General features: G+C 45.9%; 4 protein-coding genes. All 4 read right to left on the reverse strand.

Features of this window, described 5'->3' with window-relative positions:
- Window positions 1-783 (reverse strand): NAD(P)/FAD-dependent oxidoreductase (locus tag ACJMLT_RS07045; protein ID WP_405728625.1); only part of this gene is annotated, 783 nt, incomplete at its 3' end.
- Between the two features lie 15 nt (window positions 784-798).
- A complete protein-coding gene (locus ACJMLT_RS07050; protein ID WP_405728628.1) occupies window positions 799-1119 on the reverse strand; it encodes a thioredoxin family protein in 321 nt (106 codons plus the stop codon).
- A gap of 171 nt (window positions 1120-1290) precedes the next feature.
- Window positions 1291-3105 (reverse strand): translation elongation factor 4, encoded by a 1815-nt coding sequence (gene lepA, locus ACJMLT_RS07055; RefSeq protein WP_405728631.1) that lies wholly within the window; start codon window positions 3103-3105, stop codon window positions 1291-1293.
- Between the two features lie 425 nt (window positions 3106-3530).
- Window positions 3531-4167 (reverse strand): TrkH family potassium uptake protein (locus tag ACJMLT_RS07060; RefSeq protein WP_405728634.1); only part of this gene is annotated, 637 nt, incomplete at its 5' end.

Consider the following 4167-nt stretch of genomic DNA (forward strand, 5'->3'; position numbering starts at 1 on the left):
ATCTGCAATGATGTAACCGCTTCGATCCAGTTCCACCTGTCCTGCCAGAAATTCTGTTACAGGCTTTCTGCCTACGCTGATAAAAATACCATCACAGGCAATTTCTGTTTCTTCTCCCGTTTTTACATTTTTCAGACGAACACCCTTGAAGCCGTCTTCATACAGCAGTTCTGTTACAACGCTGTCCCACTGAAATGCCACATTTTCCGCCTGCATCAGGGGTTCGTGATAGATCTTTGTGGCACGCAGGGTATCTCTGCGGTGTACAAGGATCACCTTTTCGCAGATGCGGGAAAGAAGCATGGCATCGGCTGCTGCGCTATTGCCGCCGCCAACCACAACAACAGTCTTTCCCCTGTAAAACATCCCATCGCAGGCTGCACAATAGTTGACACCTTTGCCTACCAGAGACTGTTCTTTTTCCAGCCCCAGTTCTCTGGGGGATGCTCCGGTGGAGATCACAACGGTTTTGCCATAAAATGTTCCTTCACTTGTATCTACTTTTTTGATTTTATCTTTCAGGTCAACAGAATATACCTCTGCCAGCTCTGTTTTTGCGCCAAATCTTTCCGCACCCGCCTGCATTTTTTCTGCCAGTGTAAATCCATCTACACCTTCCTCAAAGCCAGGATAGTTATCGATCTGGGAGGTCAGTGCCATCTGGCCGCCTGCGGAAAGTTTTTCCAGAACCAGCACATCCAGCCCAGCCCTAGCCCCATAGAGAGCGGCAGTATATCCGCCGGGGCCGCCGCCAATTATGATGACATCATAAATATGTTCCATCAAAGCCCCTCCTTCTTACAGGTTCTTTTCGATAAATTCTTCAATTTTCGCTTTGGAATCGGGTGCAACGATAGAGTCTACCACTTCGCCGCCTTTATACAGCAGCAGTGCAGGGATGGCTTCGATCTTTTCTTTTGCTGCCGCTTCGGGCACATCGTCCACATTGATCTTGCCTACCACCAGTTTGTCGGCATACTGCTCTGCGATCTTATCATAAGCAGGAGCAATACGGCGGCAGTATACACACCAGGGTGCCCAGAATTCTACCAATACAGGTTTTTCACTTTCTCTTACGCTTTTTTCATACAGTTCCAGATTCATGTTCAGTTCTTTCATTATGGCAGCTCCTCTCTCGTCTTCTTTTTTATACTCTCTCTTATTCTCTTGTTTTTTCTTTATCATATACGAATTTCTATTGTTTTTCTGTGATTTATTTACATTATACCCCAATTCAACAAAAAAAGGTGTGACATAAGTCACACCTTTTCCAATTTTTTCATTATTTACTTATTCTTCATCCAGCTTCAGTACGGACATGAATGCTTTCTGAGGTACTTCTACGTTACCGATCTGGCGCATACGTTTTTTACCTTCCTTCTGTTTTTCCAGAAGTTTTTTCTTACGGGTAATGTCACCGCCGTAACATTTCGCCAATACGTCCTTACGCAGGGCAGAAATGGTTTCTCTGGCAATGATCTTTGCACCGATGGCTGCCTGAATAGGAATTTCGAACTGATGTCTGGGAATTTCCTTCTTCAGTTTTTCGCACATCTTTCTGCCGCGTTCCACTGCAGATGCTCTGTGAACGATAAAGGACAGGGCATCGACAGGTTCTTTGTTTACCAGAATATCCAGTTTCACCAGATCGCTTTCCTGATAGCCCAGCAGGCTGTAATCGAAGGATGCATAGCCGCGGCTTCTGGATTTCAGTACATCGAAGAAATCGTAGATGATTTCATTCAGAGGCATGTGGTATGTCAGCATTACACGGGTAGAATCCAGATATTCCATACTGATATATTCACCACGTCTCTGCTGGCACAGTTCCATAATGGGGCCAACATAATCCTTGGGCAGCATGATCTCTGCCTTTACGATGGGTTCTTCCATCTTTTCAATACGGGCAGGGTCGGGCATGTTACTGGGGTTGGACAGATCAAAGCTGGTGCCGTCTGTCAGATATACTTTATAGATAACGCTGGGTGCTGTTGTTACCAGATCCAGGTTATATTCTCTTTCCAGTCTTTCCTGAATGATTTCCAGATGCAGCAGGCCAAGGAAACCACAGCGGAAACCAAAGCCCAGAGCGATAGATGTTTCAGGTTCAAAGAACAGGGCTGCGTCATTCAACTGCAGTTTTTCCAGCGCATCACGCAGGTCAGGATATTTTGCACCATCCACAGGGAAGATGCCGCAGTAAACCATGGGATTTACCTTTTTATAGCCGGGCAGTGCCTCAGCAGTGGGGTTTGCCGCCAGTGTAACAGTATCACCAACGCGGGTATCGGAAACGGTCTTGATGCTGGCTGTGAAATAACCTACCATACCGACAGACAGTTCGTCCGCAGGGATGAAACGGCCGGGGCCGAATACGCCAACTTCCACAACATCAAATTCTTTGCCTGTGGCCATCATTTTTACTTTGCTGCCCTTGCGGATGCTGCCGTCAAAGACACGCATCAGTACGATAACCCCTCTGTACTGGTCGTAAACAGAGTCAAATACCAGTGCTTTCAAAGGCGCTTCGGGGTCACCTGCGGGCGCAGGGATATCTGTGATGATGCGTTCCAGTACATCTTCGATATTGATACCGTTTTTCGCAGAAATTTCAGGAGCATCTTCCGCGGGGATGCCAATGATATCTTCAATTTCCTGTTTTGCCCACTGGGGATTTGCGCTGGGCAGGTCGATCTTATTGATTACGGGCAGAATTTCCAGATTATTATCCAGTGCCAGATATACGTTTGCCAGTGTCTGGGCTTCGATGCCCTGGGCCGCGTCAACGATCAGCACTGCACCTTCGCAGGCCGCCAGGGAACGAGATACTTCATAGTTAAAGTCAACATGTCCGGGAGTATCGATCAGGTTGAACTGATATTCTTCCCCATCCTGCGCTTTATAAATCAGACGAACCGCCTGAGATTTGATGGTAATCCCTCTTTCTCTTTCCAGATCCATGTTATCCAGAACCTGTTCCTGCATTTCTCTATCTGTCAAAAGACCCGTTTTCTGGATCAGTCTGTCTGCCAGTGTGGATTTACCGTGGTCGATATGGGCCACGATACAAAAATTTCGAATATTTTTCTGTTTGTCCTGAGACATAGGCTTCCTCCTTGTAACGATCTATATACACATAATAATTGATTATATCATACTCTGTAATATCAAGTCAAAATAAACCAAAGATTCTTTTTCCCTTTTCTAACGGTTTTCTTAAGAAACTTTCAAACAATCTTAAGTTTTCATTCATATTTTGTCCATATTTCGGATGTATACTACAGGAGAAGTCAAAAGGACGCCCCCTTTTACTTCCCGCCTGCGGCTTCATCCCCGAAAACAGCCGCAGGCCCCCTTCCCAATTTTGCAAAACACTTTTTACAGATAGAACAAAATAGACCCTCCCCTTTTCAAAAAACAGCCTCTCAGGCTGTTTTTTGCTTTATCCGGAAAATATCCGAAAAAAAGAGCAACTTTGCATATAAATATGCAAGTTGCTCTTTTTCCTTCAGACGCTTGGCTCTGAGTGATTACATGTATCCTTTCTTCCAGATAGATGGTGTGAACAGCATCAGGATCGGGAAGATCTCCAGTCTGCCCAGAAGCATATCCAGACAGAGGATCAGTTTTGCAAAAGGCGAGAAGAACGCCAGATTTTCCGTAGGCCCCGCCATGTTCAACCCTGGGCCGACATTACTCAGACAGGTCGTTACCGCTGTCATATTTGTCGCAAAGTCGAAATCATTCAGAGAAAGCAGAATAAACGATCCCAGCAGAATGAAAATATACAGAATAATAAAGCTGGCCACGCTTCTTGTGACTTCCGATTCAATCTTGAACCCGTCCAGTTTGATCAGGTTTACAGAACGGGGATGTACGATATGGCGCACCTCGCGCAATACCATCTTGATCAGAATAATGAAGCGGGAGATTTTTACCCCGCCGGCAGTAGAGCCGCCGCAGGCCCCCAGGAACAGCAGACAGAACAGTATAGTTTTGGAAAATTCTGGCCAGAGGTCAAAGTTGGCCGTAACAAAACCGGTGGTACTCATGATGGCTGCTACCTGGAAGATGGCATGGCGGAATGCCGCTTCCAAAGTGGGATAATAATCATAGATATTGCATGTGATCAGCCCTGTTGCCAACAGAACGATAAACACAAAGATG

It is taken from the genome of Anaerotignum sp., assembly GCF_045122575.1.
Taxonomy (GTDB): domain Bacteria; phylum Bacillota; class Clostridia; order Lachnospirales; family Anaerotignaceae; genus Anaerotignum_A.

Coding starts and splice junctions, on each gene's coding strand:
- ACJMLT_RS07050 (WP_405728628.1), bottom strand. CDS start 1,119: ATGAAAGAACTGAACATGAATCTGGAACTGTATGAAAAAAGCGTAAGA.
- lepA (WP_405728631.1), bottom strand. CDS start 3,105: ATGTCTCAGGACAAACAGAAAAATATTCGAAATTTTTGTATCGTGGCC.